Raw genomic sequence first — 25,671 nt, forward strand, 5'->3', positions numbered from 1 at the left:
GTCGCTATCATCGACTTGGCGAGCGGAAAAAGTGTCGGCTATGTCCCCGAACACCCGTCGGTCATGTCCCCGGGCTGAACATCAAGCCGGGCGATGACACCGTTGTTGTGGTGAGAGCGCTTCTCGCCTCCTCATCCTGAGGATTGGGGGACCTTGATTTCCCCGCAGCTTTCCTCAAAGTCGCGCGTCATGACAAACATGCCTTTCTTCACCCGCGACGGCGATACATTCCATCCGACGGAAGTGGCCAACGGTCCCTGGGATCCGAAATCGCTGCACGGACGCGTCATCGTCGGCCTGCTCGGCTTCGCCATCGAGGAGCGCCATTCCGGCCCTGAATTCGTCCCGGCGCGGCTCACGGTCGACATGTTTCGGCTGCCGACCATCGACAAGCCGATCGAGGTGACGACGCGGCTGGTGCGCGACGGACTACGCATTCGCGTGGTCGAGGCCGAATTTGTCTCCGGCGGCGTCAGCATGGCGCGTGCCTCGTGCCAGCTGCTGCGCAAAACGCAGAATCCGGACGGCAACGTCTGGTCGCCGCCGAACTGGGACGTGCCGAAGCCGGACGACATTCCCAAGCCCACCGATCCCAGGCTCGGCATGAACGGCAAATGGACGACGCGGCCGATCGTCGGCCATATGGGCTCGCTCGGTCCGCGCCGGCTCTGGATGAGCGAGGTGCGCGAGCTGGTGGCCGGCGTGCCGATGACGCCGTTCGTTCATGTCGCTGTCGGCGCCGATTTCGCGAGCCCGTTTGCGAACGCCGGCGACAAGGGGCTCGGCTACATCAACAGCGACGTGACGATCTATCTGCATCGGCTGCCGGTGACGAACTGGATCGGCTTCGACGTGGTCAATCACCAGGCGACCGACGGTGTCGCGATCGGCGAATGCTGGCTCTACGACGAGCAAGGCCCGATCGGCACCGCCACGGTCGCAGCACTGGCGCAGCGCAAGCCGATGGCGAATCCGTCGAAGCGGTAATCGTTACTGTCATTCCGGGGCGCGCGCAGCGCGAGCCCGGAATGACAAGAGGAGAGGGCCGCGCGGCTACGCCAGATGCCGCTGCATCTCAGGCCGCGCTTTCAGCTCGGCGCCCTGCTTGCCGACGATCTTCGCAATCCGTTCCGGCGCAAACTTCAGATCGACGAACGCCGGCGCGGTGTTGGCGACCTCGTGATAGCTCACGATCCTGCCGTCGCGTAGCGTCATGATCGCGACGCCCTCGAACATTGCCCGCGCGCCGTTCGCTTCGGCCAAGGTCGAGCGATAGCTGAAGGTGTAGCGCGCATAGAGCGTGGTGCCGTCGGTGACGGGATCATGCATGTCCCAGCGGAAATCGGTCGCCGTGCGATAGAACCAGTCGTCGACCATCGCTGCGATCTTTTCGCGGCCTTCGAAGGCGCCGTAGAAGACGTCGTGATAGACGCCGTCCTCGGTGAAGAGATCCGCGAAGGCTTTTCCGTTACGCTGTTCGACGGCGTCGCAAAAGGTGCGCAGCATGGCAGTGGCGGTCATTGGCATTTCTCCCATTCTCGCTCTCCGTCATGCCCCGGCTTGACCGGGGCATCCAGTACGCCGCGGCTTCTCGGCTAAAGCACGATGGCCTCTGGAATACTGGATCGCCCGATCAAGTCGGGCGATGACACCGAATGTTGGGCGGCAGTCTCACCCGATCTCGGCCACCGCAGCAAGAATGCGGGCGATGTCCTGCGGGCGGGAGAGGCGGTGATCGCCGTCCTGGATCATGGTGAGCACGACGTCGTCGGCCGGCAGGCGATGCGTCAGCGCGAAGGCGTGCTGCCAGGGCACATCCGGATCCTTCGCGCCCTGGAGGATGCGGACGGGGCAGCCGAGATCGATGGCGCTGCCGAGCAGCAAATGATTGCGGCCCTCCTCGATCAGATTCCGCGTGATCGGATAGGGCGAGCCATCGCCATAGTCCGACGGCCGCAGCCAGAAGCCCTTGGTCTCGATTTCTTTCTTCACCGCGGCGGAAAAATTCTTCCACATCAACTCCTCGGTGAAGTCGGGCGCCGGCGCGATCAGCACCAGGCCCGCAAGCGACGCTTTACTGGCCCGCTTCCTGATCTCGCGCGCGAGCAGCAGCGCCATCCAGCCGCCCATGGAGGAACCGATCAGAACCTGCGGGCCGTCGCAGAACCGCTCGAATACCGCCACGCTGTCCTCGAGCCAGCTTCCGATGGTTCCATCGGCGAAATCGCCGCCGGATTCGCCATGGCCGGAGTAGTCGAACCGGACCGCGGCGCGGCCGTGGTCCGCGGCCCAGGCATCCAGCGCCACGGCCTTGCTGCCCTGCATGTCCGACTTGAACCCGCCGAGCCAGACCAGTCCGGGTCCGCGACCGGCGCGCCTGCGCACCGCGATCCTGCGTGCGGACGGGCCCTCGCCCACATCGATGAAGCCGAGCACGGCTTCGGGAATTGCATTGCTCATGGAACGTTTACTCTGGTTGTTCGGTTTGAACTGTCTGGATGCGTTCCGAGGCCCAGCCCAGCATCGCTATTGCCCTTTGGGACGCTTGCGGAACAGAAGCAAGGTGTCTATGTCCTGCAGCGTGCCCATGGGCGTGACCAAAATGCCTCGCATTTGAGGCTTTTTCGCCTCCCGCACGCGACTTGCTTGCCCGCAAACGCATCTTCCTTCAGACTAGCCGCCTCTTTCACAATTTTGGAGAACCACCCATTCGCCGTCCCAATAAAGCCCCGCCCGTTGCCAGCAAAGACGGGCCGCGCATCAATGATGATATTCGCAATGCGCAAATCCAGCTGATCGATCAGACCGGTGACAACAAGGGCACGGTCGAAACCGTCATGGCCATCCGCATGGCCCAGGAAGCTGGCATGGATCTGGTCGAGATTTCGCCGAATGTCAGCCCTCCCGTCTGCAAGATCATGGACTACGGGAAGTACAAGTATTCCGCCCAGAAAAAGGCCGCCGAAGCCCGCAAGCGGCAGAAGATCGTCGAGATCAAGGAGATCAAGCTCCGCCCGATGATCGACGACCACGATTACGACGTGAAGATGCGCGCGATGCAGCGGTTCTTCGAAGAGGGTGACAAGGTCAAGATCACGCTGCGCTATCGCGGCCGCGAAATGGCGCACCAGGAGATCGGCACCAAGCTTCTGGACAAGATCAAGAACGACGTCGCCGAGCTCGCCAAGGTCGAGCAGGACGCCAGGTTCGAGGGCCGTCAGGTCGTCATGGTGCTGGCGCCGCGCTGACGTCCGCTTTTCAGGACTGAGAGTTCAACGGCCCGTCCGGATTTCCGGCGGGCCGTTTGTGTATCAGGACCGGGTCGCATGCCAGATGCCGCTGCAGCGGTCGCCGGAAATGATGCCGTTCCAGGAGCCTGCACCGGCCACCCCGCCGAGCCGGCCGCCTCCACTGGCGTGGGACGCGCCGACCGAGACCTGGACCGCGACGGCGCCGCCGCGACGAACCGTGCCGGAGACCCGGCCGCCGCCGGCGGACGACACCCGGCCGCCGGTGACGGTGAAGGGGACGCTGTAACCGGAGCTGCAATTGCCCCGCGTGGTGGCGAAAGTGACATTCCAGATGCCGTCATAGCTGCCGATACGGGCGTCGGCGGTCGAGGGCAGCATGGCCGTGGCCAGCACGGCAAGCAGCGCCAGGCGGCGCGGGCGGGCGAGGTCCGTCAAGGACGAAAGCGATCGGGGAAAATGGGCCATTTTGGTCTTGCTCCAGGCGACATGGCTTGGACATATGGGTGGTAACTCCGAATAGTCGCCGGGCAGGTTTCGGCGGTTCAGCGTTGCCATTTGGCTTGTCCTCTGTCATAAGCCCAGCCTTCATCGCCCGGCTGATTAAGGGCTGCCGTGGCGGTGTCCGTGCGGGTTTCGCGCTTGTTCGTAAAACCTGAGCACAATCAACGCTCTAACGAGCATTTTTGACGGCCAGCCGCCTTCGCGGGCGGATTTCTGTGGCCATTAGGAGAGCCAAATGCCCAAGCTGAAGACCAAATCGGGCGCTAAAAAGCGCTTCAAGGTGACTGCCACCGGCAAAGTGATGCACGCCCAGCGCGGCAAGCGTCACGGCATGATCAAGCGGACGAAGAAGCAGATCCGTCAGCTGCGCGGCACTCGCGTGCTGTTCAAGACCGACGGCGACAACGTCAAGAAGTACTTCTTGCCGAACGCCTGATCGCGTCCAAGATCGTCGAAGATCATTGCCACCTCCGCCGCGCTCGCGCGGCGATCCGAAAACCAAGTCATCTCTGAAGGATTTTGTCATGTCTCGCGTCAAACGCGGTGTGACCGCCCACGCCAAGCACAAGAAAGTCTACAAGGCCGCCAAGGGTTTCTATGGCCGCCGCAAGAACACCATCCGCGCCGCCAAGCCGGCCGTGGAAAAGGCCCAGCAGTACGCGTTCCGTGATCGCAAGCGCAAGAAGCGGACTTTCCGCGCGCTCTGGATCCAGCGTCTCAACGCCGCTGTGCGTCCGTTCGGCCTGACCTACAGCCGATTTATCGACGGTCTCGCCAAGTCGGGCATCACCGTGGACCGCAAGGTGCTGTCGGATCTCGCGATCCACGAGCCTGCGTCGTTCCAGGCGATCGCCGAGAAGGCCAAGGCGGCGCTGGCCGCCTAAGAGGCTGCTTCAGAGCAAGCCCAGCACTAACGGCCGGCTCCGCCGGCATTCAGCGCACGTCGCGAGTAACGCTGGGCGACCTCCGCCCGGCAGAAGGCCGTGGCCGAGATATACATGGTGCCGGACTTGTTCCGGTACTTCCGGTCGCAGACCCGCAACTCGCGCTGATAGCTGAGCTTGTGCGGCGTTCTCAGCCGGTCGACAAAATCGGCCTCGCACTTCTTCTCGACCGCTTCGCCGAATTGCACGTCGCCGCTGGCGCCGTATGCGCAAGCATCGAACAGCGTCATGGCACGGTCGCAGCTCGGCGCCGCGTTCAGGACCGCGATGATGTCATCCATCGACGTCGATTTGGCCGGGCATTCCTCCGCGGCGTGAGCCGCGCTTCCCAAAAGAACCAAGCTCAAGCCGACCACCCAGGATCGTAAACGCATCGTCTTCTCCCTCGACTTCAGGTTGGTGCCAGCCATGCCTATAGGGTTCAAATGCCCTGCATTCACGACGGCTATACGGCTTGACGTTCCGGCCCGGCTGCGGCCACAACCGGCAGCGTTTTGAAAGGATCCGACCGTGTCCGACCTCGCCAGTCTCGTCCAATCCATCCTCGCGCAGATCAGTGCTGCCGGGGACGAAGCCGCCCTCGAAGCCGTCCGCGTTGCCTCCCTCGGCAAGAAGGGCTCGATCTCGGCGTTGCTTGCAACGCTCGGCAAGATGTCGCCGGACGAGCGCAAGACGCAAGGCGCGGCGATCAACCAGGCCAAGGACGAGGTCACCCAGGCCCTCGCCGCGCGGCGCGACGTGCTGAAGTCGGCGGCGCTCGATGCGCGGCTCGCATCCGAGACCATCGACGTCACCCTGCCGCTGCGCGATGCGCCGGCTGAAGTCGGCCGCATCCATCCGCTGAGCCAGGTCTGGGACGAGTTGACGACGATCTTCGCCGACATGGGATTCTCGGTCGCGGAAGGCCCCGACATCGAGACCGACGACTACAACTTCACCAAGCTGAATTTTCCGGAAGGCCATCCCGCCCGCGAGATGCACGACACCTTCTTCTTCCATCCGAAGGAGGACGGCTCGCGCATGCTGCTGCGAACCCACACCTCGCCGGTGCAGGTGCGCACCATGCTGAGCCAGAAGCCGCCGATCCGCGTGATCTGCCCGGGCCGCACCTACCGCATCGATTCGGACGCGACCCACACGCCGCAATTCCACCAGGTCGAAGGCCTCGTCATCGACAAGCACTCGCATCTCGGCCACCTCAAATGGATCCTGCACGAGTTCTGCAAGGCGTTCTTCGAGGTCGATCACATCAACATGCGCTTCCGGCCGTCGTTCTTCCCGTTCACCGAGCCGTCGCTGGAAGTCGACATCCAGTGCCGCCGCGACAAGGGCGAGATCCGCTTCGGCGAGGGCGAGGACTGGCTCGAGATTCTCGGCTGCGGCATGGTGCATCCGAACGTGCTGCGCGCCTGCGGCATCGATCCCGACGAGTACCAGGGCTTTGCCTGGGGCATGGGCATCGACCGCATCGCGATGCTGAAATACGGCATCGCCGATTTGCGCCAGCTGTTCGACAGCGACGTCCGCTGGCTGTCCCATTACGGCTTCAAGCCGCTCGAAGTGCCGACGCTTGCGGGAGGACTGAGCTCGTGAAATTCACCCTCTCCTGGCTGAAGGATCATCTCGACACCGACGAGCCCCTGGAAAAGCTCGCCGACAAGCTCACCATGATCGGGCTCGAGGTCGAGAACATCGAGGACAAGGCGAAGGCGCTGAAGCCGTTCACCATCGCGAAGGTGATCTCGGCCGAGCAGCATCCGAACGCGGATCGCCTGCGCGTCTGCATGGTCGACACCGGCGATGGTGGCGCACCGGTGCAGGTCGTGTGCGGCGCGCCGAATGCGCGCACGGGCCTGGTCAGCGTGTTCTCGCCGCCGGGGACCTACATTCCCGGCAAGGACATCACGCTCGGTGTCGGCACCATCCGCGGCGTCGAGAGCCGCGGCATGCTGTGCTCGGCGGCCGAACTGCAGATCTCCAACGACCATGACGGCATCATGGAGCTGCCGGCGGATGCGCCGATCGGCGCTGCTTACGCCGCATGGGCGGGTCTCGGCGATCCCGTGGTCGAGATTAATCTGACGCCGAACCGGCAGGACTGCACCGGCGTGCACGGCATCGCCCGCGATCTTGCCGCCGCCGACATGGGCAAGTTCAAGGACCCCACGATCAAGCCGATCAAGGGCGAATTCCCGTGCCCCGTGAAGGTCACGGTCGAGGACGCCACGCTGTGTCCGGGCTTCGCGCTGCGCCTCGTGCGTGGGGTGAAGAACGGGCCGTCGCCGGAATGGCTGCAGAAGCGGCTGACCGCGATCGGGCTGCGTCCGATCAATGCGCTGGTCGACATCACCAACTTCATGACCTACGACCGCGCCCGCCCGCTGCACGTGTTCGACGCCAAGAAGGTGAAGGGCAATCTCGTGGTGCGCCGCGCGCGCGATGGCGAGACGCTGCTGGCGCTCGACGGCCGCACCTACAATCTCGATCCCGCCATCTGCGTGATCGCGGACGAGCACGGCGTCGAATCGCTCGCCGGCATCATGGGCGGCGAAGCCTCGGGCTGCGACGAGAACACCACCGACGTGCTGATCGAATCGGCGCTGTGGAACGAGATCAACATCGCCCAGACCGGCCGCAAGCTCGGCATCAATTCGGACGCGCGCTACCGCTTCGAGCGCGGCGTCGATCCGGCCTTCATGGTGCCGGGGCTGGAGCTCGCGACCAAGCTCGTGATGGAGATGTGCGGCGGCGCGCCGTCGGAGAATGTCGTGGTCGGCAATGCCTTCGGCGACGATCGCGTGATCGATTTCCCGGTTACCGAGGTCAAGCGGCTCTCCGGCATCGAGGTGCCGCAGCCGGAGATGAAGCGTATCCTGACCCATCTCGGCTTCATGATGGCCGGCCCGGGTCCGGTGGTGAAGGTCGCGGTGCCCTCGTGGCGCACCGATGTGCATGGCAAGGCCGACATCGTCGAGGAGATCGTGCGCATCTACGGCGTCGACAAGGTGCCGATGACGCCGTTCGAGCGCGGCGAGGACGCGCGCAAGCCGGTGCTGACGCCGCTCCAGCTCCGCACCCGCCGCACCAGGCGCGCACTGGCGAGCCGCGGCATCATCGAAGCGGTGACCTGGTCCTTCATCACGAAGTCTGCGGCAACCCTGTTCGGCGGCGGTCAGCGCGAGCTCGAAGTCGCCAACCCGATCGCCTCGGATCTGTCCGACATGCGGCCGACGCTGTTGGCGGGCCTGATCGCGGCGGCGCAGGCCAATGCCGATCGCGGCTTTGGCGATGTCGCGCTGTTCGAGGTCGGCCAGGTGTTCAAAGGCGACCGCCCGCAGGATCAGTTCATGGCGGCCAGCGGCGTGCGCCGCGGCTTTGCTTCGTCCGAAGGTCTGGGACGGCATTGGTCGGGTTCGGCGCAGGCCGAATTGTTCGACGCCAAGGCCGACGCGCTCGCGGTGCTTGCCGTTGCCGGTGCACCGATGCAGGCGCTGCAGATCGTCGCGGGCGGACCAACCTGGCTGCATCCGGGTCGCTCGGGCACGATCCAGATCGGCCCGCAGAACGTGCTCGGCTATTTCGGCGAGATGCATCCGCGCGCGCTCGAGGCGCTCGGCGCCGACGGCCCGCTGATGGTGTTCGAGGTGATCCTCGACCGCATCCCCGAGGCGAAGAAGAAGCCGACCCGCGCCAAGCCCCTGATCGAGCTGTCGGCCTTCCAGCCTGTGTCGCGCGACTTCGCCTTCATTGTCGACCGCACCGTCAAGGCCGGCGACATCGTTCGCGCCGCGCAAGGCGTCGACAAGAAGCTGATCACCGGCGTGAATGTCTTCGACGTCTACGAGGGCAAGGGCATCGATGACGGCAAGAAATCGATCGCGATCGCCGTGACGATCCAGCCGCGCGAGAAGACGCTGACCGATCAGGAGATCGAGGCCGTCGCCGGGAAGATCGTGGCGGAAGTCACGAAGAAGACCGGCGGCGTCTTGCGCGGATGACCCTTGCGGATGTTCTTCCGAAGGACGTCAGCCTCACCATTGCGATGGCGCTCTGCGCCGTCGCTTTCGTTTCAGGTACCGCGCGCGGCTTCTCCGGCTTCGGCTCGGCGCTGATCTTCATGCCGCTGGCGAGCAGCATCGCGGCGCCGCGTCTCGTTGCCGCGCTGCTCCTGGTGATCGATTTCGTCGCGGCCCTGCCGCTGCTGCCCGACGCCTGGCGCAAGGCCGACCGCAGGGCCACCGCGGTGATCGTGCTGGGCGCGCTGGTCGGCGTACCGGTCGGCACCTATTTCCTCAGCGTGCTGGAGCCCGTCACCACGCGCTGGATCATCTCCTGCTTCGTCGCTGCGCTGTTGCTGCTGCTGCTGTCGGGCTGGCGCTATCGCGGCAAGGACCACGCCTGGCTCTCGGTCGGCATCGGCGGCCTCTCGGGCTTCTGTAGCGGTCTGGCGCAGACCGGCGGCCCGCCGATCGTCGGCTACTGGCTCGGCCGCCCCATCGCGCCGATCGTCGCGCGCGCCAATATCGTGCTGTTCTTCGGCGCGTCGGATTTCTTCTCGATGGTCAGCTACGCGACGACCGGCCTGATCTCACGCGAATCGCTGGTGCTGTCGCTGATCGTCGGCCCGGTCTATGCGATAGGCGTCGCGTTCGGTGCGTCGCTGTTCGGCCGCGCCAGCGAAAAAGTGTTTCGCGCGATTTGCTACGGTCTGATCGCGACGGCGGTGATCGCGGGGCTGCCGGTGCTGGACGGGATTTTGCGCTAAGCTCCGCTGTCGTCCCTGCGAAAGCAGGGACCCATACCGCGTGATCTGTCGATAAGCGCAGGTGGCAGTACCGACCAAGGACCCCTAACTGCTAGCTTTCGCCAAACCACTCCTTGTGGTGATGGGTCCCTGCGTTCGCAGGGACGACAGCGGAGTGTTTGGCGACTTAATTGCCCTGCTGCCGCGGCGCGCGGCGCTTCTTCGTCGACTGCGTCGGCACGTCGGCCGACTCGTCCTTGAGCGCGCCGATCTTGCGCAAGGCCGCATCCGCTGCGCGCTCACCGCTTTCCCAGGCGCCGTCGACGGTGCCCCACAGCGTCTCGTGCGTGGCTTCGCCGGCGAGGAACATGCTGCCGATCGGCTCGGTCAGGATTTTTCGCGAGAGCTGCCCGCCGGGCGAGGCCGCCGACATTGCGCCCATCACGAAGGGCGAGGCGTTCCAGCGCGTCGCGGTGGTCTTCTGCACGGCGGCCGCGGCCTCGCTGCCGAACAGCTTCGTGATCCATTCCCTGGCGAAGGCGACCATCGCCTTCTCGCCCTGCTCGGAGAGATCGCGGCCGAACGAGCCGCCGACATCGATCGAACACAGTGAGGAGCCGCCGATATTGGCGAGCATCAGCGCCGTGCGCGTCGAATTGCTCTGCTCGATGAGGATGTCATCGCGCGAGAGCCCCAGCGGATTACCCGGCAGTTGCAGCACAATGCGATCGTAGCTGCCGAGCGTGAGCTTTGACGCCGCATCGAGCGTGCGCTTGGGAATATCAGGCCCGAACTTGATCGCGCCCGACGTCAGCACATTGGTCGAGACCGTGACGATGGCGGCGCGTGCGGCGATCCTGCCGGATGACGTCTCCACGCTGACATCGCGATTGCTCCAGACAATCCTGCTCACCGGCGTCGACAGCGCCACCGGCGCCTGTTCGCCGAGCCTGGTGATCAGGGTCCCCAGGCCCTGGCGGCAGGCGATCGCGGTGTTGCGGTCCTGCGCACGCGCCTTGTCGATCGCCGACAGCTCCTTGAGGTCTTTGCCCGCAAAGCTCGCACCGAGCACGAATTCGGCCGCACCGGCCCAGTCCCCGAGATCCTTCGGCAGCACCGAGGCGCAGGCCGTATCGAGCTTGCCGCGCCCGGCCTCGTCGATGGCGCGGTTGGCGCGCACCAACGCCGCCAGGAACTGTTCGGTCTCGCCCGCGCGCGCATTGCGGCGGCCGATACGCATCTTCTGGCCGGTCGGTGCCGGCAGCACGTCGAGCCCGGCACTGCGCGCCAGCCGGATCATCGGATTGGTCTCGGGATTGTGCATCCAGCGCGCGCCGCGATCGAACGGCACGTCGAAGGTCGTGCTGTCCGTGATACAGCGCCCGCCGATCTGGGATGCCGCTTCCACGACCACGACCTTGCGGTTGGCCGCCATGATGCGCCGCGCCGCGGCAATTCCGGCCGCCCCCGCGCCGATCACGACGATGTCGGCCTCGCGCGGCAGGGGTGCGGCAGTCGCGCGCAGGACCGGCATCGCGGCAAGAGCCGCCGACGCCGATAGGAAGCTGCGGCGCGTGATTGTCATGTCATGGTTTCCGGGAACTTGCGGCGAACGGGAACAGCCCGCGAACCTTGCTGCATCTGGTGTTGCACGGCAACCACCATGGTGAATCAATCGTGCTTGATCTCACAGAGTGATGAACCGAATTGCAACACGTTTCGACCATGATAGAGAAGGGAAAAAGACGGCCGGAAAAGGCCGTGGGGGGAGTTTGAAATGGGGACGGTTCTGGACTCAGTCGGCAAGCTGATTGCCGCGTACCTCTCGAAGGAGGTGCCGGGCTACGAGCCGTTCACGCCGAGCGACCCGGAGCACCTGCGCGGCGTCATCGAGCCCGGCGACGTGCTGCTGGTCGAGGGCAACAACCGCATCTCCGGCATCATCAAATATCTGACGCAGTCGACCTGGTCCCATGCCGCGCTCTATGTCGGTCCGGTCGAGGGCGCCACGGAGCCCAACGGCGAGCCGCATGTGCTGATCGAGGCCAATATCGGCGAGGGCGTCACCTCGGCGCCGCTGTCGAAATATTTCCCGTATCACACCCGTGTCTGCCGCCCGGTCGGGCTGTCCTATGAGGACCGCACCACGGTCTGCCGCTATGCGATCAATCGCATCGGCTTCGGCTATGACACCAAGAACATCGTCGACCTGATGCGCTTCCTGTTCCCGTTGCCGATCCCGCAACGCTGGCGGCGGCGCATGATCTCGATCGGCTCGGGCGATCCGACAAAAATCATCTGCTCGGCGCTGATCGCGCAGGCCTTCGACGCCGTGCGCTATCCGATCCTGCCGAAGATCACCAAGGCTGGCAGCCGCGCCGCCCGCCGCGAGATCCTGCACATCCGCGATTCCTCGCTCTACATGCCCCGCGACTTCGACATCTCGCCCTATTTCGAAGTCGTCAAACCCACCATCGTGCACGGCTTCGACTACACCGCGCTGCACTGGGCCGACAAGCAGAAGCCGCTCGAGGAGGTAGCCGGCACATTCAGTGTGTTTCCAGAAACGCTCAGTGCGCCGCCGCTCGTTCCTGAGACGGCTGACGAAGAAGCGCCGACTGAAGTTCCGGCTGAAGAAGTGAGCGCGCAGCCCGCGGAGATGGGCGCCACCTGCTCCGAGCATTTTGTGCTGCTGAACGAACTGGCGATGTACCGCGCGCGGGGACGCGCGCAGGAGATGGCGGCGTAAACATCGCGCCTGCCGTCGTTCCGGCAAAGGCCGGGAGAGACGTTGCACCGCTCTTTCCACCGTCATTGCGAGCGTAGCGAAGCAATCCAGAGTCCCTCGGCGGAGGCAGTCTGGATTGCTTCGTCGCTGCGCTCCTCGCAATGACGACGGTGAGAGCCTACCGTTCCGCCCGCCCGATCACCGCCATCAGCTCCGCGATCTTCTCGCGCTGATCGGCCTTGTCGCCGCTCGCGATCGCGTGCTCGACGCAATGGGCGACGTGATCCTTCAGAACCTCTTCCTCGACCCGGCGCAGCGCGGCACGCACGGCCGAGATCTGCGTCACGATGTCGATGCAGTAGCGGTCCTCCTCGACCATTTTCGAGAGGCCGCGAACCTGACCCTCGATCCGGCCAAGACGTTTTCCGACGGATGCCTTGATGTCCTTGCGCATGCGCTTTATGTACCCCCCTAGGGTATATGTTGCAAGGCCGGAGCATGGCAATGAACGACGCCGACCACGGGCACCATCACACGTCGGAAACACCTTCCGGATGCGGCTGTTCCGCCAAGGCTGCTCCCGAGGCCGCCCCAATGGCTGCTCCGCCAGCCGACAAGCCCGCGGCTTCCTCTTGCTGCGGCGGGCACGGCGATCATGCCCAGCATCACGCGCATGACCACGGCGCCGCCGCGACCACAGTCCTCGATCCCGTCTGCGGCATGACGGTCGATCCCGCGGCCTCGAAGCATCACCACACACATCACGGCGAGACCTTCCATTTCTGCTCGGCCGGCTGCCGCACCAAATTCGCCGCCGATCCCGCAAAGTATCTCGCCAGAGAGAAGGCGCCCGAACCCGAGATGCCCGCGGGCACGATCTACACCTGCCCGATGCATCCGGAGATCCGCCAGGTCGGACCCGGCAGCTGCCCGATCTGCGGCATGGCGCTGGAGCCGGAGGTCGCGAGCCTGGACACCGGCCCCAATCCCGAGCTTGCCGACATGACGCGGCGGTTCTGGATCGGTGGCGCGCTGGCGCTACCGGCGGTGGTGCTGGAGATGGGCGGCCATCTCGCCGGCCCTCACGACTGGATCGATCCGGCGCTGTCGAACTGGATCCAGCTCGTCGTCACCACGCCCGCCGTGCTGTGGGCCGGCTGGCCGTTCTTCGTCCGAGGTTGGCAGTCGCTGGTCACCCGCAACCTCAACATGTTCACGCTGATCGCGATGGGCACAGGCGTCGCCTATGTCTACAGCGTCGTCGCGACTGTCGCGCCGCAGATTTTCCCGGCGACCTTCCGCAGTCATGATGGTGCCGTTGCCGTCTATTTCGAGCCCGCCGCTGTGATCACCGTGCTGGTGCTGCTCGGCCAGGTGCTGGAGCTGCGCGCCCGCGACGCGACGTCGGGTGCGATCAAGGCGCTATTGCAGCTTGCGCCGAAGACCGCGCGCCGCGTCGATGCCGATGGCGGCGAGCACGAGGTCGAGATCGATGCGCTCCACGCCGGCGACCATTTGCGCGTCCGCCCCGGCGAGAAGGTGCCAGTCGACGGAATTATCCTCGAGGGACGCTCCGCGCTCGACGAATCCCTCGTCACCGGCGAATCCATGCCGGTGACCAAGGAGACCGGCGCAAAGGTCATTGCCGGCACGCTCAACCAGTCGGGCGGCTTCATCATGCGCGCCGACAAGGTCGGGCGCGAGACGCTGCTGTCGCAGATCGTGCAGATGGTCGCGGACGCGCAGCGCTCGCGTGCGCCGATCCAAAGGCTGGCCGACCAAGTCGCGGGCTGGTTCGTGCCGACCGTGATCGCCGTCGCCATCGCCGCCTTTGCCGCCTGGGCCTGGTTCGGACCGGAGCCGCGGCTGGCGTTCGGCCTCGTTGCTGCCGTCAGCGTGCTGATCATCGCCTGCCCCTGTGCGCTCGGCTTGGCGACCCCGATGTCGATCATGGTCGGCGTCGGCCGCGGCGCGCAGGCGGGCGTGCTGATCAAGAACGCCGAGGCGCTGGAGCAGATGGAGAAGATCGACACGCTGGTGGTCGACAAGACCGGCACGCTGACCGAGGGCAAGCCCAAGGTGGTTGCGATCGTCCCGGCTGCCGGCTTTGCGGAGGACGACATCCTCCGCATTGCGGCCAGCGTCGAGCGCGCCAGCGAGCATCCCCTCGCCGACGCCATCGTGCGCGCCGCGAAAGAGAAGCAACTCACCCTCGCTCAGGTCGAACAGTTCGACTCGCCGACGGGCAAGGGCGCGACCGGAAAAATCGACGGCAGGAGCATCGTGCTCGGCAACGCAAGATATCTGGGGTCGATCGGTATCGACACCAGAGCGCTCGATGCCGAGGCCGAACGGATGCGCCAGGACGGCGCCACCGTGATCAACATGGCCGTCGACGGCAAGCTGGCCGGCCTGTTCGCGATCGCCGATCCGGTCAAGGCCTCGACTCCGGAAGCGTTGAGGGCGCTGGCCGATGAAGGCATCAAGGTCATCATGCTGACCGGCGACAATCGCACGACGGCGGAAGCGGTGGCGCGCCGGCTCGGTATCGTCGAGGTCGAGGCCGAGGTTCTGCCCGACCAGAAGAGCGCGGTGGTGACGAGGCTGCAAAAGGCCGGGCGCAGCGTCGCGATGGCGGGCGACGGCGTCAACGACGCGCCGGCGCTGGCGGCCGCCGAGGTCGGCATCGCCATGGGCACCGGCACGGACGTGGCGATGGAGAGCGCCGGCGTCACCCTGCTGGGCGGTGATCTCACCGGCATCGTGCGTGCGCGAAGACTGTCGCAGGCGACCATGAGCAACATCCGGCAAAACTTGTTCTTCGCTTTCATCTACAACGCCGCCGGCATTCCGATCGCGGCCGGCATCCTCTATCCGGCGTTCGGCATCCTGCTGTCCCCGATCATCGCCGCGGCGGCGATGGCGCTGTCCTCGGTGAGCGTGGTCGGGAATGCGCTGCGGCTGCGCGGGACGAAATTATGAAGGAACTGCGTAGCCCGGATGGAGCGAAGCGAAATCCGGGATCCTGCCCACATATTGGCACCGTCCCGGATTGCGCTTCGCTCCATCCGGGCTACGGTTCACGGGCCACAGGCGAGACGCGGGGAGCATCTGATGCAGCGGATTACGATCACCATCGAGGACGATCTTTTGGCGGAGATCGACGCGGCGGCGGAAGCGCGTGGCTACCAGAACCGCTCCGAGATCATCCGCGATCTCGCGCGTGCCGGCCTGCAACAGAGCGCCGAGGACACCGCGCAGACCGGCCCCTGCGTCGCCGGCCTCGTCTACGTCTACGACCACGCCGCGCGCGATCTCTCGAAACGCCTGGTGCAGGAATTCCACGGCCACCACGACCTCGCGCTGGCCACCCTGCATGTCCATCTCGACGATAACAATTGCATGGAGATGACGGCGCTGCGCGGCGACGCCTCCGAGGTCAAGCATTTCGCCGACCACATCATCGCCGAGCGCGGCGTCCGCTACGGCCGCGTGGTGATGATCCCGACCGGTGAAGGGAAGCAGGCGAAGGCGCGCAAGCACGGGCACCGGCACGAGTAGGAGCGAGCCGCACACGCGCTTAACCCTCTCCCCTTGTGGGAGAGGGTGGCTCACCGCGCAGCGGTGAGACGGGTGAGGGGTATTTCTCCGCGAATTCTGAACTCGCGGAAGCACACCCCTCATCCGGCGCTTCGCGCCACCTTCTCCCACAAGGGGAGAAGGAAGAGACAAACCTCACGCCGAGAGCAAATTCTGCAGCGCTTCGCCGTTGGGGACGCCGAGGCCGGAGCAGGCGTCCCAGCCGGGGCCGGCCTTGTACATGCCGTGCAGATCGCCGGTGATGTCATTGTTGCCGACCGTGATGTCGCGGAACACGCCTTGCGTGTGCGAGGCATAGATCAGCGGGTTGATGAAGCCGACGGTCTTGCCGAATTTCTTCGTCGTCGCCTCGTTGATGCGGGCGATCAACCCCGCCATCAGCGGCGCCACGGCACTTGTGCCGCCGATGGTGGTGCCGACGCCGTTGAGGAAGATCTGGTAGCCGGTCGCAGGATCGGCATCGCCGGCAACATCGGGCACCCCGCGGCCGTTGTGATGCGTCGGTGATTTCGGCACATGGGCCTGGGCCTGGTATTGCGGCCGCGGGAACACGACGCTGACACCGCCGCCGCCTGCGCCGCCCTGCGGCCCGCCGTTCCAGACCACCTCGTTGATCTGGCCGTTCGGCGCCTTCAGATTGGTGCCGCCGCAGGCGAGTGCAAACGGGCTCGAGGCCGGGAAATCTGCATGTGGCTTGCCGTCCCAGTCCGCACCCATGTCAGCCGAACCATTGTCGCCGGAGGCAACGCAGACGGTGACGCCCATCGCGGCGGCGTCGCGGATCGCCTCGTTCAGGCCGTCGACGAATTGCTGCGAGCCTTCCTGGTCTTCCGGCCCGCCCCAGCTGATCGAGATCACCGAAGGTTTTCGCGCGGTGTCGTGGACGGCGGCCTTGACCGCATCGATGAAGCCGTTGGTGGTGTTGGGCGCGAAATAGACCACGATCCTGGCGCCGGGCGCGATCGCACCGGCCACCTCGATGTCGAGCACGACCTCGCCGTCGGCGTCGGAATGGCCGGGCTTGTTGGCGCCGCCGTCGACGCTCGCAGGCGCGATCTTCGGCATCGCGATGCCCGCCTTCTTGAAGAAGGTGCGCAGGTCTGACGTTTTGTAGCCGGCGCCCGTGGGATGGCCCTTCTGGTCGATGTCGTTGAGCTCGATGATGGCGATGCACTGGCCGGCGCCGGTCTCGCCGCCGGGGAAATTGTAGAGCTGGGCGATCTGATCGACCGAGAAGCTGTCGCCCTGCGCGGCGCGTGCGGCTGCGCCCTTCTGCGGCAGCTTGCGGCGGAAGTGGGGTTGCGCCACCGGCCGGTTGTCCAGGCCGTGCACGCCGACCACGATACCTGCGAGCTCGGCCGGGATCTGCACGCTACCTTTACGCATGCGATGGGTCGCGCCCTCGTATCTGACCTTGTTGAGCTTGACGCCGAAGGCTGCGCTCATGGCCTTCACCGTCCCGGTCAGCTTCACGGTGCGGGACGCCAGATGCACGCTCTTGACGTTGAGATCGTGGTGATGCGCGAAATCGTCGATCTTGGCGACGTCGGCGGTATCGGCACCCATCGCTGCGCCGAACTCGGCACGCGAGAGATACTGGCGCTCGCGCGGCGGTTGCGCGCCGAGCGCCATCACCTGCTCATCGTCGGCACGCTTCGCGCGCAGGCGGACGCTGATCTCGATTTCCTGCTTGGGATCGGCCGCGCCGACGAGCTTGGCCCCCTTCGGCAATTTCCGTGCGCTGTTCGCCAGCGTCACGCGCGTGGTCGAGCTTGCCATGACTTCCTCCGTTTGTGATTGGAAGGCAGATTGTCGCACCTCAACTATAGGTGTAATCTCAAACCCAAATTGGTTCAGGCATTTGAGCGATATTTTTTCAGAAAACCTCTTGTTTGGCAGGGGCAACATCCGACTGGCTCAGATCGGCACGGAATCGGTCAATATTCACGACCATTCGACGACAAGGATTTCGATTTAAAATTGCAACCGTTGGCTTGTCTGGCCGACCAACGGAAGACGTTTGTCGAAATCAGACGTTTGAAAATCAATTTGGCGGAGACAATGCGATGCGTGCTGACCGCAAATGGGTTGAGAGAAATCTCGGTTTCGATCCGATCACGACGCCGCCCCCGCCCGACACCTTCGTGGTGAAACGCGTGGCCAAGGGCGCGGTGAAGAAATCCGCGAAGGTCACGACCGAAGACTTTCGGCGCGAGATCATCGATTTTGATTCCGAGTCGAGCGAGGGCCGCGAGTTCATGGCCTTCTCGACCTCGACCGGGCTGTCGCGCTTCACCGACATTGCCTGGCCGAAAGGGCTGGCGCCGCAAACCGGGCCGAAGCCGAAGGGCAACGGCAAGGGACCGTTGCCGCGCGCCGACGTGCTGGTCGTGACCTGGACCGTCGACGAAGGGCACGCCCTCAGCCGCGTGCTGACGCCGGGCAAGGACTCCCGCAACGATTACCTACCCTACACGCACAATTACGCGGCCATCTCCAAGAAGATGCGCAACGGCTGTCCGGCCAAGGAGCTGAAACGGCTCGGCACCTACTGGACCACCACGATCGGCAAGAAGAAGGTCGTGATCTTCAAATCCGATTCGCACATGTCGCAGGACGGCCCGCAGCTGCCGAACATCGACGTCTGGCGCCAGATCGTCACCGAGGTGCAGCCGGCGCTCGTCATCACGACGGGCACGGCCGGCGGCATCGGCAAGGAATTCGAGGTCGGCGACGTCGTCGTCAGTCCGATCGTTCGCTTCGACTGCCTGTCGAAGTTCAAGAAGCAGCCGTTCGCGCAGGAGCATTTTTCCAGCAGATCCGCCGTGACGAAGAAGTTCGCGCAAGCCAAGACGCTGTTCAAGGCCAATGCCGGGCAATTGCCGAAGGACAATACAAGGGCGCCGAAGATCTTCGTCGTGAAGCCGAGCGGCCTGTCCTCCTCCGTGGTCACCACCGACTTCTTCGGCTTCGACACCTCGGACGACCACTTCCATCTCCAGGGGCTCGGTGACGTCTCCGAAATGGGCGATGCCATCCTTGGCCTGGTCGCGCAGGAGATGGGCGACAAGGCACCGCGCTGGCTCGCGATCCGCAACGTCTCCGATCCGCAGATCAAGGCCGAAGGCACCCTGCAGCAGCAGGAGCAGATCGCCGCCCAGATCTACAAGGGGTTCGGCCGCTGGAGCACGGTCTGTAGCGCCATCACCTGCTGGGCCAGCATCGCGGCGGAGCCCTAGCGAGCGATCCGGCCAGCGCAGACGACAAAGGACGGACGATCAATCAGGGAGAGTGGAACGGCCATGGCGCAGATCACGATCAACGGCATCACGATCGATCCTTCGGCTCCGCACGCGGAACGCGCCGCGCTGTCGCTGGATCATGCGAATGCGAAGGAATCCGACTACATCATCGTGCAGACCAACCAGCCGCTCAACGCCGAGCGCAGAGGGCAGCTCGCCAAGGCCGGCGCCGAGATCCTGGAAGCCGTCCCGGGCAGCGCCGTCATCTGTCACTTTCCGGCGGCCGGGCTCGACAAGGTGCGGAAACTGCCGTTCGTGACATGGGCAGACCTCTACCCGGGCATCGTGAAGATCGCGCCGGCACTGCGCAACCTCGACACCCAACCCGGAGGCGTCGCTGCGGCGCGCGCGCTTGCGGCAAAGCCGGCGGCGCTCGACCGCACCAGCGTGACCGTCGACGTCATGCTCCACCGCAATGTCGGCGTGAAGGCCGCTGCAAAGAAGATCGCGGAAGCGGCGCATGTGCAGCTCGACGACGTCGTTCCGGGCACGGCCAAGGTGCGTGTGACGCTGAAGATGCGCCGTCTTGCCGACGTCGCGGCGCTCGACGAGGTACGCAGCGTCGAGAAGGTCTTTCCGCGCAAGCTGCTCAACAACATCGCGCGGGGCATTCTTCGCGTTCCCGCGGCGACGCCGAGCAATGGCGGCGAAGGCGCGGGCGAGATCATCGCGATCGCCGATACCGGCTTCGACAAGGGATCGACCACGAACACGCACCCGGCCTTCAAGGGGCGCGTCAAGAAGCTCTACGCGCTCGGGCGGCCCGGGCGCAAAGACGATCCTGATGGTCACGGCACTCATGTCGCGGGTTCTGCCCTCGGCGACGGCGTATCGAAAAGCGACGGCCCGATCCGCGGCACGGCTCCCGGCGCCAAGCTGGTTCTGCAATCCGTGCTCGACAGCGGCGGCAATCTCGGCGGCCTTCCCGACAGCCTCGATGCGCTGTTCGGTCCGCCCTACAAGACCGACAAGGCGCGAATTCATTCCAACTCCTGGGGCAGCGTCGGAAACTTCGGCGTATATGATTCCCAGGCCAACGAGCTCGACACGTTCGTCTACGCGCATCGCGACATGCTGATCTGCTTTGCCGCGGGAAATGAAGGCAGCGACAAGGATGGCAATGGCCAGGTCGACCCCAACTCCGTGACGCCGCCTGGTACGGCCAAGAACTGCCTCACCATCGGCGCATGCGAGAACAATCGCCCCAACGAGCCCATGACCTACGGAGAGGCCTGGCCACGCGATTTTCCGGCCATTCCCATCAACCCCGATCCCGTCGCCAACGATCCCGAAGGGATGGTGGCGTTCAGCAGCCGGGGACCCACCAACGACGATCGCATTAAGCCCGACGTCGTGGCGCCAGGATCTTTCATCCTGTCAACGCGCTCCCGCGTCACGAAATCGAAGGGATGGAAGCTCTCGAAGGACCCGCTCTACATGTTCGAAGGCGGTACCAGCATGGCCACGCCGCTGGTGGCCGGATGCGTCGCGGTGGTCCGGTCGTTCCTGAGGAAGAGCCACGGGCTGAAGTCGCCGAGCGCCGCACTGCTGAAGGCACTCATCATCAACGGAGCTCGTAGCATTGCTGGCCAATACATTCCCTCGGAGGCGGGCTCTGTCGCAAACAACAGTCAGGGTTTCGGCCGAGTCGACGTCCAGGCCGTGGTCGGCCCCCTTGCTGCGAAGGAAGCCTTGCAGTTCTTCGACGAGAAGAAGAAGCTCGACGCAGGCGAACGCGAAGACCGCACGGTCACGATACCGGCGGCAAGCGGCCGCCTGAAGGTCACGCTGGTCTGGACCGATCCGCCTGGCGAAGGCCTGCAAAGCGACCTCGATCTCGTCGTGGTGGCCAACAAGCAGGAACGCCATGGCAACATGCCGGCCGGCTCGAAGGACTTCGACCGCCGGAACAATGTCGAGCAGGTCATCTTCGAGAATCTGCCGGCCGGCGAAGCGGTGATATCGGTCATCGCTCATTCCATCGCTGTCGCGCCGCAGAACTACGCCCTCGTCATCAGGGTGAGCTAGAGCGTCTTCAAGCGAAGTGGCTGCCGGTCCGCGTGAGGAAAACGCGTCGAAACAAGAGCCCGGAGCTTCCGTTCTGATTCACTCAGAAACCAAGCTCCAGGCGCGGCAATCTGTCCCGGAAGGCTCGACCTCTTGTCGAACCTTCCGCGCATGTCTACCTCTCGCGGGTGGTTTTGCTGAGAGGTACTCCGATGCTCGATGCCGCCGTAAAGGCGCTGTCGCAATTGATCTCGCCGCCGATGCGCTCGATCCTGTGGCGATCGATCGGGCTTGCACTGGTGCTGATCATCGTGCTGGCGATCGGCTTGCAGCGGCTGCTGAGCTGGTTTGCGACCTATGGCGGGGTCTGGCTGGAAGGCCTGCTCGGGCCGAGCTGGCATTCCTCGCTCGAGGTCCTCGCCTGGATCGTCTCGATCGCGGCGGGCCTCGGCGTCGTGTTCGGCGGCGTGTTCCTGATGCCTGCGATCACCTCGCTGGTGGCGAGCCTGTTCGTCGACGACGTCGCCGACATCGTCGAGCGCGAGCACTATCCCGCCGAGCGGCCGGGCGCTGCGCTGCCGTTCAGCCAGGCGATCTACGAGGGCGTCAGGACCGCGCTGCTGACGATCGTGGTGTATCTGGTCGCCTTGCCGCTGGTCCTGTTCGCCGGTGCCGGATTCCTGATCTTCTTCGTCGCCGCCGCCTGGCTGCTCGGGCGCGAATATTTCGAGCTCGCCGCGATGCGCTTCCGCTCGCCGGAGGAAGCCAAGGCGATGCGGCGCGACAACGCCGCGACCATCTTCACCGCTGGCCTCTTCATCGCGGCCTTCGTCTCGATCCCGATCGTCAATCTGGCGACGCCGATCTTCGGCATGGCGTTCATGGTCCACATGCACAAGCGACTGTCGGGACCGCGGCCCGAGCTGATCGAGCCGGCGCGGCAGATGCGGTGAGACCTCTCGGCTCACCTGTCAGCTCACCTCTCAGTTCACTTGCACCCCGCATTTGCGCAGCAGCATCTTGGCGAAACCGAACGGCGCCGGCGTGAACGGGCCCGGTGGCGCCCGGGTGATCAGCGCGACGACGCCGAGCGCGACCATCGCGAGCCAGAAGCACAGCCAGAAGCCGTCGATATAGGCGAGCACATTGGCCTCGCGCTGCACCAGGCCCGCGAGCGTGCCGACCGCGCGCGCCTGCGCCATGCCGGTGCCATGGGCCGCGAAGTAATCGGCGAGCTGCTTGAGCCTACCCACCACGTCGGCATCGCCGACCACAAGGTTCTGGCCGAGATAGAAGGAATGGACCTGCTCGCGCACGCGCAGCCACGTTCCCATCAGCGCGATGCCGATCTCTGCGCCGCCGAGCCGCATGATCTGGATGTAGGCGGCAAAGGAGGTGGCGCGGCTCGGATCGGCGTTCGACAGCAGCGTGATGATGATCGGCAGCAGGAGCAGCGACTGCCCGATCGCCTGGAGCAGCACGATGCCGACAAAATCCTCGCGCGCCCAGACATGGCTGAGCTGGGTGCCCCAGAGATTGGCCGCGGCAAAGCAGGCAAAGCCCAGCACCACGACGAACCGCGTATCGAAATGGCGCAGCAGCCAGATCGAGATCGGCACCAGCACGAACATCGGCAGCGCGCCATAGGTGAGCAGCAACATCCCGCTCTGCTCCGGCCGGAGCAGAACGACATTGCCAAGGAAATTCGGCACCAGCGACGAGTTGGAGAGGCTGGTCAGCGTGTAGAGCAGGATCAAGATCAGCCCCAACCCGACATTGCGCGAGAACAGCACGTTGACATGTGCCCAGGGCTGTCGCACCAGCGACTCGTTGACGAGGAAGCCTGCGAACAGCACCACACCGCTGACGAGCAGCGCCATCACCGTCCCCGAGCCGAGCCAGTCCAGGCGATTGCCCTGGTCGAGGCCGGCATAGATCATCGAGACCGCGGCGCCGAGCAGCAGCATGCCGCCCCAATCGGCCTCGCGCAGCAGCGTGCGGTTCACCGGCTCGCTCGGCGTGCCCAGATAAACCATCAGGCCCATCAAGGGCGCGATCACGACGCTCTGCCAGTACATCCATTGCCAGCCGAGATGGTCGACATAGAAGCCGACCAGGGAGCTCGACGTATCCAGCGCAAAGCCGACCCGGATCGAATAGAGCGAGATCGCCGGCACCCACCATCGGATCGGTAGGTTTCGTAACACGATCATGAGCGTCGCAGGCACGAAGGTGCCGAGCAGCAGGCCATGAACGACGCTGAGCGCGAGCAGCGTCGGATAATCGTGCACGAAGGGAATGATCAGCGACACCGCGGCGTAGACGAGGCTCGGGATGCCGAGCACGCGGCGCAGGCCGAACACCGTCGCGAGCCACGCCACCGCCGGCGCAATCAGGATCTGCGAGCCGATGCCTGCGGTCGAAAGCCAGGCGCCCTCGTCAAACGAGAGCGAGAACGCACCGCGCAGGTCCGGCAGACCGACCGTGGTCAGCCGGCTGTCGAAATTGGCGAGGAACGAGCCGAGCAGCACCGCCGCCACGGCAAACAACGGCTGTGGCGCGATGCCGCCGCGCGAGACCGGTCCGCGGCGGGCATCGTCATTTTCCGCCATTGCCGCCCTTCGTGTCGATGCTGGTCACGACCGACATGCCGGGCACGAGCCGCGACAGCAGCGGCTGATTGTCGTCGAACTGGATCCGCACGGGAATGCGCTGCACCACCTTGGTGAAATTGCCGGTGGCATTGTCAGGTGGCAACAGCGCGACCTGCGCGCCCGTCGCCGGCGCGATGCGCTCGACCTTGCCGCGCAGTCTTTCGCGCGGGAAACTGTCGACGGTGATCTCCACAGGCTGGCCCGGAGCGACATGAGTCAGCTGGGTCTCCTTGTAGTTCGCGATCACATAGACCTTTGGCAGCGGCACCACGTTGATGAGGTTGGTGCCGATATTGACGTAATCGCCGGGCTGCACCTGGCGCTCGCCGACGACGCCGTCGAACGGCGCGATGATCTTCGTGTAACCGAGCTTCAGCTTCGCGCTCGCCAGCGTCGCCTTGGTGGCGTCGAGATCGGCGGCGCGCTGCTTCCTGGTGCCTTGCAGGACCTCGAGCTGATGCTGCTGGGCCGCGATCACAGCGCGGCTGGCGCGCACGTCGGCCTGCGCCTTGGCAAGACCCGCGACCGCCTGCTCGAGCCGCTGTCGCGTGCCGGCTTCGGTCTGCGTCAGCGATTGCTGGCGCTCCTGCTCCTGTTTGGCCTCGACCTCGAGCGCCTCCGCCGACAGCCGCGCGGCCTCAGCCTGCGCAATCGTCGCATATTGCAGCTCAATCTGGTTGGCGAGATTGTCGAGCACCGCTTGCGCGGCGGCAACCGCGGCCTCGGCTTGCGCGACCTGGGCCTGGTAGTCGGCGGGATCGATCTGGATCAGGAGATCGCCGGCCTTGACGCGCTGGAAGTCGGAGACCCCGACGGTCAGCACTTCGCCGGAGACACGGCTTGCAAGCCGCGTCAGGTCGGCGCGCACATAGGCGTCGTTGGTGGTCTGGACCACGGCGTTGCCGACCCATTCGTCGAAGCGGAGTGTCGCCAGTGCCACGAAGGCGAGCGCAACGATCACGGCGAACAGGGGGATCGCGAGCCGGCCCCAGAGCGAGCTCGCCGGCCGCTGCGTCGGCTTCGGCGGCGGAGCCGGTGCCGCGGCCGGCGGTGGCGATGGCGATGGCGATGGCGATGAGATTTGTTCTTGCTGACTCACGACATGTCCCCAAAACCGGCTTGCTTCACATCGCCCCCCGAAACGACGGCGCCACCTCAGACCGTCTTCTCCGGCCATCGGCAGAGATCGTTGATCAGGCAAACCTCGCAGCGCGGCTTGCGCGCGAGGCAAGTATAGCGGCCGTGCAGAATCAGCCAATGATGGGCGTGCAACATGAACTCGGCCGGGATCACCTTTTCGAGACCAAGCTCGACTTCGAGCGGCGTCTTGCCGGGAGCGAGCCCGGTGCGGTTGCCGACGCGAAACACATGCGTGTCCACCGCCATGGTGTGCTCGCCGAAGGCCATGTTGAGCACGACATTTGCGGTCTTGCGCCCGGCGCCGGGCAGCGACTCGATCTCGGCGCGCGTGCGCGGCACCTCGCCGCCGAAATCGCTGAGCACTTTTGCCGAGAGCGTAATGACGTTCTTCGCCTTGGTGCGATAAAGGCCGATGGTCTTGATGTATTCGCGCAAGCGTTCTTCGCCGAGGTCAAGCATCTTCTGCGGCGTGTCGGCGATCTCGAACAATGCGCGCGTCGCCTTGTTGACCCCGGCATCGGTGGCCTGCGCCGACAGCACCACCGCGACCAGCAGCGTGAACGGATTGACGTGCTCGAGCTCGCCTTTCGGCTCCGGATTGGCCTTGCGGAAACGGCTGAAGACTTCGTGGATCTCGGCCGGCGTCCAAGGTTTGGTAGAATTGGGTCTTGTGGCCTTGAGCGATTTCCTGGCGGGAGCCTTCGGCTTCGCAACTATCGCCTTTGCCTTTTTCTTCGGCACGGACGCTTTGCGCGGGGCCGGCTTGCGGGTGATTTTCGCCATGATCCGGATATACTGAG

Annotated in this window: 23 protein-coding genes; 13 read left to right on the forward strand and 10 right to left on the reverse strand. The window is 65.0% G+C overall.

Translation table 11 applies throughout. From position 1 onward, the window contains the following. Window positions 1–189: 189 nt before the first annotated feature. A complete protein-coding gene (locus ABIB95_RS18865; RefSeq protein WP_028169709.1) occupies window positions 190–987 on the forward strand; it encodes an acyl-CoA thioesterase domain-containing protein in 798 nt (265 codons plus the stop codon). A gap of 66 nt (window positions 988–1,053) precedes the next feature. Here ABIB95_RS18865 and ABIB95_RS18870 read toward each other — a convergent pair whose 3' ends face one another. Next, window positions 1,054–1,521 carry a nuclear transport factor 2 family protein gene (locus ABIB95_RS18870; protein WP_354241171.1) on the reverse strand — a complete coding sequence of 156 codons (468 nt, stop codon included), beginning with the start codon at window positions 1,519–1,521 and terminating at the stop codon, window positions 1,054–1,056. Between the two features lie 150 nt (window positions 1,522–1,671). Further along, a complete protein-coding gene (locus ABIB95_RS18875) occupies window positions 1,672–2,460 on the reverse strand; it encodes an alpha/beta hydrolase (protein WP_354241173.1) in 789 nt (262 codons plus the stop codon). Between the two features lie 248 nt (window positions 2,461–2,708). Here ABIB95_RS18875 and infC point away from each other — a divergent pair, with 248 nt between their 5' ends. Continuing rightward, window positions 2,709–3,248 (forward strand): translation initiation factor IF-3, encoded by a 540-nt coding sequence (gene infC, locus ABIB95_RS18880; protein ID WP_071917037.1) that lies wholly within the window; start codon window positions 2,709–2,711, stop codon window positions 3,246–3,248. Window positions 3,249–3,311: 63 nt separating this feature from the next. Here infC and ABIB95_RS18885 read toward each other — a convergent pair whose 3' ends face one another. Next, window positions 3,312–3,716, reverse strand: a complete 405-nt coding sequence (locus ABIB95_RS18885) for a hypothetical protein (protein WP_085404991.1) — start codon at window positions 3,714–3,716, stop codon at window positions 3,312–3,314. Window positions 3,717–3,987: 271 nt separating this feature from the next. Here ABIB95_RS18885 and rpmI point away from each other — a divergent pair, with 271 nt between their 5' ends. Together rpmI and rplT are read left to right on the forward strand one after the other, a co-directional pair. Next, window positions 3,988–4,188 carry a 50S ribosomal protein L35 gene (rpmI, locus tag ABIB95_RS18890; protein WP_008539890.1) on the forward strand — a complete coding sequence of 67 codons (201 nt, stop codon included), beginning with the start codon at window positions 3,988–3,990 and terminating at the stop codon, window positions 4,186–4,188. Between the two features lie 88 nt (window positions 4,189–4,276). Next, a complete protein-coding gene (gene rplT, locus ABIB95_RS18895; RefSeq protein ID WP_014490867.1) occupies window positions 4,277–4,636 on the forward strand; it encodes a 50S ribosomal protein L20 in 360 nt (119 codons plus the stop codon). 26 nt (window positions 4,637–4,662) lie between these two features. On the opposite strand, the gene ABIB95_RS18900 is transcribed toward rplT, so the two are convergent. After that, window positions 4,663–5,070: a hypothetical protein gene (locus tag ABIB95_RS18900; RefSeq protein WP_354241175.1), complete on the reverse strand. Its 408-nt coding sequence runs from the start codon at window positions 5,068–5,070 to the stop codon at window positions 4,663–4,665. 136 nt (window positions 5,071–5,206) lie between these two features. On the opposite strand from ABIB95_RS18900, the gene pheS reads away from it, so the two are divergent. From pheS to ABIB95_RS18915, 3 genes are read left to right on the forward strand one after another with little or no spacing between them, the layout of a single operon-like run. Continuing rightward, complete coding sequence (pheS, locus tag ABIB95_RS18905; RefSeq protein ID WP_354241178.1) at window positions 5,207–6,289, forward strand: phenylalanine--tRNA ligase subunit alpha; 1,083 nt, start codon at window positions 5,207–5,209, stop codon at window positions 6,287–6,289. Then, a complete protein-coding gene (gene pheT / locus ABIB95_RS18910; RefSeq protein ID WP_354241180.1) occupies window positions 6,286–8,694 on the forward strand; it encodes a phenylalanine--tRNA ligase subunit beta in 2,409 nt (802 codons plus the stop codon). The genes pheS and pheT overlap by 4 nt, the downstream gene beginning before the upstream one ends. Further along, window positions 8,691–9,461: a sulfite exporter TauE/SafE family protein gene (locus ABIB95_RS18915; protein ID WP_354241182.1), complete on the forward strand. Its 771-nt coding sequence runs from the start codon at window positions 8,691–8,693 to the stop codon at window positions 9,459–9,461. The genes pheT and ABIB95_RS18915 overlap by 4 nt, the downstream gene beginning before the upstream one ends. A 166-nt stretch (window positions 9,462–9,627) precedes the next feature. Here the strand turns inward: ABIB95_RS18915 and ABIB95_RS18920 are convergent, their stop codons facing one another. Then, window positions 9,628–11,025, reverse strand: coding sequence for a flavin monoamine oxidase family protein (locus ABIB95_RS18920; protein ID WP_354241184.1), 1,398 nt, complete (start codon window positions 11,023–11,025; stop codon window positions 9,628–9,630). Window positions 11,026–11,217: 192 nt separating this feature from the next. On the opposite strand from ABIB95_RS18920, the gene ABIB95_RS18925 reads away from it, so the two are divergent. Then, window positions 11,218–12,189 (forward strand): YiiX/YebB-like N1pC/P60 family cysteine hydrolase, encoded by a 972-nt coding sequence (locus ABIB95_RS18925; protein WP_354241186.1) that lies wholly within the window; start codon window positions 11,218–11,220, stop codon window positions 12,187–12,189. Between the two features lie 157 nt (window positions 12,190–12,346). On the opposite strand, the gene ABIB95_RS18930 is transcribed toward ABIB95_RS18925, so the two are convergent. Beyond that, entirely contained in the window at window positions 12,347–12,622 is a 276-nt protein-coding gene (locus tag ABIB95_RS18930; RefSeq protein ID WP_007598521.1) for a metal-sensitive transcriptional regulator, read from the reverse strand. Window positions 12,623–12,672: 50 nt separating this feature from the next. Here ABIB95_RS18930 and ABIB95_RS18935 point away from each other — a divergent pair, with 50 nt between their 5' ends. Both ABIB95_RS18935 and nikR read left to right on the forward strand, forming a co-directional pair. Next, the gene (locus ABIB95_RS18935) at window positions 12,673–15,150 is read left to right on the forward strand and encodes a heavy metal translocating P-type ATPase (RefSeq protein WP_354241188.1); all 2,478 of its coding nucleotides are present in this window, start codon (window positions 12,673–12,675) and stop codon (window positions 15,148–15,150) included. A gap of 132 nt (window positions 15,151–15,282) precedes the next feature. After that, on the forward strand, window positions 15,283–15,729 hold the full coding sequence (nikR, locus tag ABIB95_RS18940) for a nickel-responsive transcriptional regulator NikR (RefSeq protein ID WP_063980230.1): 447 nt from the start codon (window positions 15,283–15,285) through the stop codon (window positions 15,727–15,729). A gap of 174 nt (window positions 15,730–15,903) precedes the next feature. Here nikR and ABIB95_RS18945 read toward each other — a convergent pair whose 3' ends face one another. Next, window positions 15,904–17,547, reverse strand: coding sequence for a S53 family peptidase (locus ABIB95_RS18945; RefSeq protein WP_354241190.1), 1,644 nt, complete (start codon window positions 17,545–17,547; stop codon window positions 15,904–15,906). 287 nt (window positions 17,548–17,834) lie between these two features. Between ABIB95_RS18945 and ABIB95_RS18950 the strand changes: the two genes are divergently transcribed. From ABIB95_RS18950 to ABIB95_RS18960, 3 genes are all read left to right on the forward strand, one after another. Beyond that, entirely contained in the window at window positions 17,835–19,007 is a 1,173-nt protein-coding gene (locus tag ABIB95_RS18950; RefSeq protein ID WP_354241192.1) for a phosphorylase family protein, read from the forward strand. Window positions 19,008–19,070: 63 nt separating this feature from the next. Next, window positions 19,071–21,098, forward strand: a complete 2,028-nt coding sequence (locus ABIB95_RS18955) for a S8 family serine peptidase (protein WP_354241194.1) — start codon at window positions 19,071–19,073, stop codon at window positions 21,096–21,098. Between the two features lie 191 nt (window positions 21,099–21,289). Further along, window positions 21,290–22,030, forward strand: a complete 741-nt coding sequence (locus tag ABIB95_RS18960; RefSeq protein ID WP_354241196.1) for a sulfate transporter family protein — start codon at window positions 21,290–21,292, stop codon at window positions 22,028–22,030. 30 nt (window positions 22,031–22,060) lie between these two features. Here ABIB95_RS18960 and ABIB95_RS18965 read toward each other — a convergent pair whose 3' ends face one another. From ABIB95_RS18965 to nth, 3 genes are read right to left on the reverse strand one after another with little or no spacing between them, the layout of a single operon-like run. After that, window positions 22,061–23,689, reverse strand: a complete 1,629-nt coding sequence (locus tag ABIB95_RS18965; RefSeq protein WP_354241198.1) for an MFS transporter — start codon at window positions 23,687–23,689, stop codon at window positions 22,061–22,063. After that, the gene (locus ABIB95_RS18970) at window positions 23,676–24,830 is read right to left on the reverse strand and encodes an HlyD family secretion protein (protein WP_354241200.1); all 1,155 of its coding nucleotides are present in this window, start codon (window positions 24,828–24,830) and stop codon (window positions 23,676–23,678) included. Before ABIB95_RS18970 ends, ABIB95_RS18965 begins: the two co-directional genes overlap by 14 nt. 56 nt (window positions 24,831–24,886) lie before the next feature. Then, window positions 24,887–25,654 carry an endonuclease III gene (gene nth, locus ABIB95_RS18975; RefSeq protein ID WP_354241202.1) on the reverse strand — a complete coding sequence of 256 codons (768 nt, stop codon included), beginning with the start codon at window positions 25,652–25,654 and terminating at the stop codon, window positions 24,887–24,889. Window positions 25,655–25,671: the final 17 nt, after the last annotated feature.

The organism is Bradyrhizobium sp. LA2.1, from assembly GCF_040547725.1.
GTDB lineage: Bacteria > Pseudomonadota > Alphaproteobacteria > Rhizobiales > Xanthobacteraceae > Bradyrhizobium > Bradyrhizobium barranii.

Excerpts from the sequence above, each read along its gene's own strand:
- ABIB95_RS18865 (WP_028169709.1), top strand. The coding sequence starts at position 190 with ATGACAAACATGCCTTTCTTCACCCGCGACGGCGATACATTCCATCCG.
- ABIB95_RS18870 (WP_354241171.1), bottom strand. The coding sequence starts at position 1,521 with ATGACCGCCACTGCCATGCTGCGCACCTTTTGCGACGCCGTCGAACAG.
- ABIB95_RS18875 (WP_354241173.1), bottom strand. The coding sequence starts at position 2,460 with ATGAGCAATGCAATTCCCGAAGCCGTGCTCGGCTTCATCGATGTGGGC.
- ABIB95_RS18885 (WP_085404991.1), bottom strand. The coding sequence starts at position 3,716 with ATGGCCCATTTTCCCCGATCGCTTTCGTCCTTGACGGACCTCGCCCGC.
- rpmI (WP_008539890.1), top strand. The coding sequence starts at position 3,988 with ATGCCCAAGCTGAAGACCAAATCGGGCGCTAAAAAGCGCTTCAAGGTG.
- rplT (WP_014490867.1), top strand. The coding sequence starts at position 4,277 with ATGTCTCGCGTCAAACGCGGTGTGACCGCCCACGCCAAGCACAAGAAA.
- ABIB95_RS18900 (WP_354241175.1), bottom strand. The coding sequence starts at position 5,070 with ATGCGTTTACGATCCTGGGTGGTCGGCTTGAGCTTGGTTCTTTTGGGA.
- ABIB95_RS18915 (WP_354241182.1), top strand. The coding sequence starts at position 8,691 with ATGACCCTTGCGGATGTTCTTCCGAAGGACGTCAGCCTCACCATTGCG.
- ABIB95_RS18920 (WP_354241184.1), bottom strand. The coding sequence starts at position 11,025 with ATGACAATCACGCGCCGCAGCTTCCTATCGGCGTCGGCGGCTCTTGCC.
- ABIB95_RS18925 (WP_354241186.1), top strand. The coding sequence starts at position 11,218 with ATGGGGACGGTTCTGGACTCAGTCGGCAAGCTGATTGCCGCGTACCTC.
- ABIB95_RS18930 (WP_007598521.1), bottom strand. The coding sequence starts at position 12,622 with ATGCGCAAGGACATCAAGGCATCCGTCGGAAAACGTCTTGGCCGGATC.
- ABIB95_RS18935 (WP_354241188.1), top strand. The coding sequence starts at position 12,673 with ATGAACGACGCCGACCACGGGCACCATCACACGTCGGAAACACCTTCC.
- nikR (WP_063980230.1), top strand. The coding sequence starts at position 15,283 with ATGCAGCGGATTACGATCACCATCGAGGACGATCTTTTGGCGGAGATC.
- ABIB95_RS18945 (WP_354241190.1), bottom strand. The coding sequence starts at position 17,547 with ATGGCAAGCTCGACCACGCGCGTGACGCTGGCGAACAGCGCACGGAAA.
- ABIB95_RS18950 (WP_354241192.1), top strand. The coding sequence starts at position 17,835 with ATGCGTGCTGACCGCAAATGGGTTGAGAGAAATCTCGGTTTCGATCCG.
- ABIB95_RS18955 (WP_354241194.1), top strand. The coding sequence starts at position 19,071 with ATGGCGCAGATCACGATCAACGGCATCACGATCGATCCTTCGGCTCCG.
- ABIB95_RS18960 (WP_354241196.1), top strand. The coding sequence starts at position 21,290 with ATGCTCGATGCCGCCGTAAAGGCGCTGTCGCAATTGATCTCGCCGCCG.
- ABIB95_RS18965 (WP_354241198.1), bottom strand. The coding sequence starts at position 23,689 with ATGGCGGAAAATGACGATGCCCGCCGCGGACCGGTCTCGCGCGGCGGC.
- nth (WP_354241202.1), bottom strand. The coding sequence starts at position 25,654 with ATGGCGAAAATCACCCGCAAGCCGGCCCCGCGCAAAGCGTCCGTGCCG.